Below are 7,300 nucleotides of genomic sequence, written 5' to 3'. Positions count from 1 at the left end.
GCGCGCCGTGGCCTGCCTGCCTGCACTCACCGGCGCCTGGCGCCACCGCGCAGGCGGCCTGCTGCTGTCGAGCTCCGGCCACTTTCCCGTGCAGCGCGCCCAGTTGCAGCGCCCCGACCTGCACACGGGCCCGGTGCCGCGCACCATCAACATGGTGACCATCGGCGACGACCTTCTGCGCGAAGCCTCGCCGGAGTTCGGCCCGAAGATCGAGGCCGTCGTGGTCTACAACAGCAACCCCGTGGCCGTGGCGCCCGACTCCGCGCAGGTGGCCCGGGGCTTCGCCCGCGACGACCTGTTCACCGTGGTGCTGGAGCACTTTCGCACCGACACGGCCGACTACGCCGACTACCTGCTGCCCGCCACCACGCAGCTCGAGCACTGGGACGTGCACGTCTCCTACGGCCACACCGACGTGCTGCTCAACCGCCCGGCCATCGCGCCGCTGGGCGAGTCGCGCTCCAACGCCCGCATCTTCCGCGACCTGGCCGAGCGCATGGGCTATACCGAGCCCTGCTTTGCCGACAGCGACGAGGCCCTGTGCCGCCAGGCCTACGGCGATCGCATCGACTTCGGGCAACTGCTGGAAGTGGGCTTCGCGCCCCTGCCCCTGCCCGATGCGCCGTTCGCCGAGGGCGGCTTTCACACGCCGTCGGGCAAGTGCGAGTTCTACAGCGAGCGGCTGGCGGCCCAGGGCCTGCCGCCCGTGCCGGTGCACGTGCCCAACCACGAGTTGCCGCAGCCCGGCGGCCGCTACCCGCTGGCCATGATCTCGCCGCCCGCGCGCAACTTCCTGAACTCCACCTTCGTGAACGTGCAGAGCCTGCGAAACATCGAGACGCAGCCGGTGCTGGAGATCCACCCCGACGACGCCGCCCCGCGCGGCATCGCCGACGGCACGCGGGTGCGCGTGTTCAACGACCGCGGCAGCTACGAATGCCACGCCGCCGTGAACGGCCGCGCCCGCCCCGGCGTGGTGAACGGCCTGGGCATCTGGTGGCGCAAGTTCGGCGTGAACGGCACCAACGTGAACGAGCTGACCAGCCAGGCCCTGTCCGACATCGGTGCGGCGCCCACGTTCTACGACTGCGTGGTGGAAGTGGCGGCGGTGTCCGAGGCTTGATGCGCACGGCGCCACTCGCCCGGACCACGGCGCGCCTTCATTCATGGTCCGTGTACAGGCCGGCCAGCCCACGGCATGATTGAAGAATCTTGCAGCGGCAGTGGTCTGCGTCCCGAGGGTCTATCCTGAGAGGGCCGCGCTGTCGGAAGCGATAGGCTTTTGCGCGGTTCTTGCGCCTCTCAGAACCCGTTGCCCCCGGTCCGTCCTGCCGATCGACTTGGTTCCTGCCGCCAGCGGATGGAATACGGAGCATGCCCCAACGAGCGCGCCAACGATCAATCCAACAGGAGTGATGACATGTCGTACATCGATGGTTTCGTGATCGCAGTCCCTACCGCCAACAAGCAAAAGTTCATCGAGCATGCCCGTACGCTCGACCCCATATTCATCGAGTTGGGGGCGATCCGCGTGATCGAGTGCTGGGGCGACGATGTCCCGGACGGCAAGGTCACCGATTTCCGCAGAGCGGTGCAGGCCACGGCAGAGGAGACGGTGGCTTTTTCCTGGGTTGAATGGCCAGACAAGGCCACGCGCGATGCAGGGATGAAGAAGATGATGGAAGACCCGCGCATGGACCCCTCAGTTCCTGGCAACCTGCCCATGCCCTTTGACGGTAAACGCATGATCTTTGGGGGCTTCGAACCGGTGGTTGATGTGAAGGCGTAAGCGGCAACTGGCCTTGTCGCCGCGCATGGCGGCTGCCTCGGCCACAACAACGGGCACGATGCCTTCGCCTCCATGAAGGAGGTGCTCACTCGGCGCCCCGCAGGCCGCGCCAGCCGGGTCCCGCTGCCGCTGCTCCACCGCTGGGCGCCTGGATGAACCTGGGCCTCGGCTGGGGGCTGCGATACGCCATCCGGCGTATTGAAGATCAAACGGCAGTTCTTCATACTCGGCGAGCCTTGGAACTGCGCTGCAACGCCATGGCGCCATCCGCGACATCCTGCGCGGGCATATGACGCAACTGCACGAGACCCATGATCGGGATGGACCCTGCGTGGCCCACCGGTCCTGCGTCTTCATTTCATACCGCAAAACCCATGACACGAGGTCCCTTCCTGCACCAGGCCAGCAATCTGCATGGTCGACCCCTGTACGCCGCCATGGTGCTGGCCCTCGGAGCCCAGTGTGCCGCGGCTCAGCAAGCCTCGCCCACCCTGGACTCCATCGAGATCAAAGGTCAGGCGCTTCAGGGGGCTGCCTCCGCCTATTCCAGCACGAGCTTCGACAGCGAAGAGATCGCCGACAAGCATGTGAGCCAGCCGACAGAGCTGCTGCGCCATGTGCCCGGAATGAACGTGCAGAACTACCAGCTCTCGGGCGTGGCCGACACCATCGTGATGCGCGGCTTTGGCGGTGGTGGGCATGGCGGCGACGTGGGCGTCGTGCTCGACGGTATTCCGCTGAACGAAGCCATGTCGCACGCCGATGGGTATGTGGACCTCAATGTCATCGTGCCGCTGGAGATCGAGCGCTTCACGCTCTACAAGGGCCCCGTATCGGCGCTGTACGGCAACTTCAATCGCGCCGGGCTGATGGCGATAGAGACGCGCAAGCGTGGAGAGTACCGGGAGGTGGATGCGAGTCTCGGCTCCCACAGCACGGTGGATCTGCAAGGCGCATGGGGTCTCAAACTGGGTGAGGGGGAATACCTGAACCTGGCGGCGCAGCACGACCGCACCGATGGCTTCCGGGCACAGTCGGACGATCACCGCAGCACATTGGCAGGCCGCTGGAGCAAGCGCATCAGCGCCGACCTGGACGTAGCGCTGTCGGGCCGCTGGCACGAGGCCGATGGCGATTCGCCCGGCTACGTCACGGCCGCGCAGTTCGCGCAGAACCCCTATGGCAAGGACCCGCGCGCCATGAACGATGGCGCCAACAAGCACTTCGCCACGCTGCGCGCGGACGTGAACTACGCACTCTCGCCCGACGTGAAGCTGCTGACGTTTGCCTACACCACGCAGCAGGACTTCACACGCTGGTTCAGCCGCCCGGTCAATGCCACCACCTGGCGCCAGCGCGAGGAGACTTACGACCGCAATGTCCATGGTGCGGGCACCAGCCTGAACGGCCGCACCCCGGTGGCAGGAACCCTGCTGAACTGGGTGGCCGGGCTGGAGACTTTCCGCGAAGCCACCGACTACCTGTACTTCGACGGGCTGGACAACCGTGCGCGCCTGGCCCCTGCCATCAACAACCGCACCTCGAAGCTGAACAGTGTCTCGGCCTTCGGAGAGATCGAGGCGCCCATCCACCCTCTGTTCAAACCCTCGGCCGGCCTGCGCTGGGACCGTTTCACCGGCAATTGCGAGCGCAATGGTGCCGAGACGGGTACCGACCCCTGCGGCCCGCTGGCCAGGATGTCCCATGCCAGCCCCAAGCTGGGCGTGCGATCCGACGTCGCACCGGGCGTGCAGCTGCGCGCCAGCTGGGCCGAGGGCTTTGCCTTGCCCAGCACCTTCGCCAAGTACGCACTGGGCGCCGCCACGCTCGACCCCAACGTCTTTCGCCAGACCGAGGTGGGTGCGCAGTTCAAGCCCGTGCAGGGCCTGGTGCTGGATGTAGCGGCCTTCCGCCTCACCTCCTCCGACGAGATCCGCACCGTGGCCCCCGGCGTGTACGAGAACAATGGCGCCACGCGGCGCAGCGGCGTGGAGGCCAGCGCCCTGTGGGCAGCACACCGCGACGTGGACCTGGCCCTCACCTGGGGCAGCGCGCATTCGCGCATCACCGAGAACGGCAATGCGGCCCTCATCGGCAAGCAGGTGGCCGGCGTGCCGCGCTACATGGCCACGGTGAGCGCCACCTGGCGGCCTGCCGCGGACTGGTCCACCACTGCCACCTGGCGCCGGGTGGGCGCCTATGCGGTGAACGCCGACAACAGCGTGGGCTATGGCGGCTATGCCACGGTGGACCTGAGCGCTGCGTACCGAGTCGCCAACCGCTATGAGATCTACGCCGCCATCGCCAACGTGAGCGACAAGGCCTATGCCACCTCGGCCTCGGTCATCGGAGGCACGCAGGTCTTCGCACCCGGTGCGCCGCGGACCTTCAAGCTCGGCACCAAGCTGCAATTCTGACCTGTGACCACCCGATCCAGGAAGCTCAGGCAATCCAGGAGAACGCCATGAAGACCACCACCCCGACACCACTCCTGCGCCTGCTGTCCATCACAGCGCTGGCCCTGGGCCTGGGCTCCGTGCAGGCCCACAACGTCTGGCTGGAGCCTGATGCCAGCGGCGGCTACCTCGTGCAGTTCGGCGGGCACGAAGGCCAGTTGGAGACCTACCCCGCTCACAAGCTGAAGAGCCTGCAGGCCTTCGATCGCCGTGGCCGCAAGATCGACGTGGCGGTGGAACCGCGGCCCGATGGGGTGCGCGTGAAGCCCGAGCGCCAGGCCGCGTTGCTGGCGGCCCACTTCGACAACGGTTTCTTCAGCAAGGTCGAGGGTGGCCAGATGATGAACAAGCCCATGACCGAGAACCCCGGCGCCACCAGTGGTGTGCATGCGCTCAAGTACCACAAGACCATCATCCAGTGGGGCGTGATCGCAAAGAAGGAACTGGGGCAACAGTTCGAGATCGTGGCCCTGGAGGCGGACACGCCCGATGCAGGCCAACCCATGCGTGTGCGCGTGCTGTTCGATGGAAAACCCATCGCCGGCATCCGGCTGTCGCTGGGCGAGAAGGGGGCGCCCGTCACGACGGCTGAAGACGGCACTGCGACGGTCACGCCCACGGCGGGCATCAATCAGTTGCTGGCGATCCGCCGCGTGCCGGTGGCCAATGACCCACGCACCACCAGCATGAGCTGGGAGTACCTGCTGGCGTTCCCTGCACACTGAGACCGGCTGACACGACCTGCCGAAAGCCGACCTGCCGGCGACGGCTGAGGGACTGGAATGCTGCGGGCCTGGGCAACCACTGCTGGGTCGTGGAGAGAAACCCACGCTTGGTTTGCTGGGTTCGGCAATCCTCTGCTCTCGCCTTGTCGAGCGGTCGCGTCAGCCACTCTTCATTTCCCGAAATTTGCATCCGTTCTCGAATAGCGTTGACCATGACACGTGCCGCGCGCATCGAAGCGCGGGTGGCCTGACGCAGACGCCGCTCCAGCCCGGCACCATCAGCCCTGCAGCACCGGCAAAAGGGCGCTATCCATTTAATAGCAACATGCCCTAGTGGATATTGTGCTGGAGCCCTTTTCGACCTGAAATCCGGCGTGGCGGCGTCCGGCCCGCAACGGCAGCCACCGCCCCGCCGGCATTACGCCGCCCTCGCCGCAACGCCCTGCCCATCCAGCGCCAGATAGTGGTGCACCACGGGCCGCTCCGGCCCCACGTGGTAGCGCAGCGCCTCGGCCTGCAGGTCCGCGTCGGCCCTGGAGACGCGGCCGTGCTGGCGCAGGTGCTCAGCCCACGACTCGACCAGGAACCACTCGATCACGCGGCCGGGCTCGGCGGAGTGTTCCGCCACGCCCCAGGCATAGGCGCCGTCGCGGCGGCGTTCGCGCGCCACATGCTGCATGGCCTGCAGGAACGCGGGCAGGTCGGGCGTGCGCACGCGGTATTCGATCTGCACCATGACCGGGCCGCGGTCGTGCGCCACGGGCTCGGCCAGCAGCGGCTCGGGCCAGTGGTTGGACGGCTGCAGGTCGGCCTCGCCGGTGGGCAGCTTCACGCGGTGAAAGAGCCACGCCGCCAGCACCAGGCCACCCGCGCCGGCCAGCAGCGTGGCCGGCAGGCCCGCCTGCCCCGCCACCAGGCCCCAGCCCAGGCTGCCGGCGGCCATGGCGCCGTTGAACACCATGAGATAGATCGCCAGGCCCCGGCCGCGCACCCAGTTGGGCAGCACGGCCTGGGCCACGCCGTTGAGCGTGGTGAGCGCGATGATCCAGCCCAGGCCCAGCACCAGCATGAGCGCCACGGCGGCCTCGCGCGGCGGCGCCAGGGTGAGCACGGCCATCACGCCCGCGGTGAGCAGCGAGGCCAGCAGCACCAGCCCGTCGGCATCCAGGCGCTTGCGCAGGCGGGGCAGCAGCACCGCGCCGAGGATGGCCCCGGCACCGACCGCGCCCAGCATCACGCCGTAGAAGCCCGCCGTGCCGCCCAGCATGCGCCGCGCCACCAGCGGCAGCAGCGCCCAGACGGAGCTGGCGAACAGAAAGAACACCGCCGCGCGCAGCAGCACCACGTGCAGTTCGCGGCTGGCGCGCGCGTAGCGCAGGCCGGCGCGGAAGGCGCCGAAGAACTGCTCGTTCAGCCCGGTGGGCTCGGCCTTGGGGCGCTTCCACCACAGCAGCGCGGCGATCACGAAGCCGTAGCTCGCCACGTCCAGGCCGTAGGCCGCGGCCGCGCCGAAGCTGGCCAGCAGCAGGCCGCCGGCCGCGGGGCCGATGGCGCGGGCGATGTTGATGCCCAGCGAATTGAGCGCCACGGCGCTTTTCAGCTCGCTGCGGGGCACCAGCTCGGGCACGATGGACTGCCACGTGGGCCCCATGAGCGCCGCGCCGATGCCGCCCACGAAGGTGAGCACGATGAGCGATTCCACGGTGAGCGTGTTCGTGCGCGCCATCACCAGCAGCGTGCCGCTCACGCAGGCCAGCAGCACCTGCACGGCGATCAGAAAGCGCCGGCGGTCCAGGATGTCCGACAGCACGCCGGCCGGAATCGCCAGCAGGAAGATCGGCAGCGTGGCCGCCGTCTGCACCAGCGCCACGGCGGCGGGGCTGGACGACAGCTCGGTCACCATCCACGAACTGGCCACGTCGCGCATGAAGCTGCCGATGTTGCCCAGCACCGTGGCGGACCACAGCACCGCGAACAGCGGCAGGCGCAGCGGCGCGAAGCTGCCCGAAGGTGCGGGCACGGCGGCGGCGGCCGCGGCGGACGGTGAATCGTGTGGGTGATCGTCATGTGCCATGGAGGCCTCCCAGGTCGTGCCAGGCGACGAGCAGCATGCCGCCCACCAGGCCCCAATGTTCGAAGAATGCGTTGGCGGCGCGCTGCCGCTCGGGCGGCGCCACCTGCCAGAAGCGGTCGGCCAGGAACGCCGCCAGCACGGTGAAGCCGGCCAGCGCCAGCGCGCCCAGCCAGCGGTGCCAGCCCAAGACGATGAGCAGCGAGGCGCCCAGCTGCAGCGCGATGGTGGCCGCCGCGACGGGCGCGGCGGGCGCCAG

Annotated in this window: 6 protein-coding genes; 4 read left to right on the top strand and 2 right to left on the bottom strand. The window is 68.3% G+C overall.

The window, feature by feature from the left end:
• The 4 genes from AC27KI_RS16215 to AC27KI_RS16200 form a co-directional block, all read left to right on the top strand.
• Positions 1-1,123, top strand: a 1,123-nt coding sequence (locus tag AC27KI_RS16215) for a molybdopterin-containing oxidoreductase family protein (protein ID WP_487090346.1), incomplete at its 5' end; no start/stop codon positions are given.
• A 297-nt stretch (positions 1,124-1,420) separates the two neighbouring features.
• Positions 1,421-1,789 carry a DUF1428 domain-containing protein gene (locus tag AC27KI_RS16210; RefSeq protein WP_284401463.1) on the top strand — a complete coding sequence of 123 codons (369 nt, stop codon included), beginning with the start codon at positions 1,421-1,423 and terminating at the stop codon, positions 1,787-1,789.
• Positions 1,790-2,163: 374 nt separating this feature from the next.
• The gene (locus AC27KI_RS16205) at positions 2,164-4,206 is read left to right on the top strand and encodes a TonB-dependent receptor (protein WP_487090347.1); all 2,043 of its coding nucleotides are present in this window, start codon (positions 2,164-2,166) and stop codon (positions 4,204-4,206) included.
• A gap of 47 nt (positions 4,207-4,253) precedes the next feature.
• A complete protein-coding gene (locus tag AC27KI_RS16200; RefSeq protein ID WP_487114736.1) occupies positions 4,254-4,970 on the top strand; it encodes a DUF4198 domain-containing protein in 717 nt (238 codons plus the stop codon).
• Between the two features lie 418 nt (positions 4,971-5,388).
• Here AC27KI_RS16200 and AC27KI_RS16195 read toward each other — a convergent pair whose 3' ends face one another.
• Together AC27KI_RS16195 and AC27KI_RS16190 are read right to left on the bottom strand one after the other, a co-directional pair.
• A complete protein-coding gene (locus tag AC27KI_RS16195) occupies positions 5,389-7,044 on the bottom strand; it encodes an MFS transporter (RefSeq protein ID WP_487114734.1) in 1,656 nt (551 codons plus the stop codon).
• Positions 7,034-7,300, bottom strand: a 267-nt coding sequence (locus tag AC27KI_RS16190; protein ID WP_487114732.1) for a DoxX family membrane protein, incomplete at its 5' end; no start/stop codon positions are given. The genes AC27KI_RS16190 and AC27KI_RS16195, both read right to left, overlap by 11 nt.

The organism is Acidovorax sp. KPB24-03, assembly GCF_057546605.1.
Note: the sequence above shows the minus strand (reverse complement) of the source record. Positions and strands in the feature narration are given on the sequence as shown.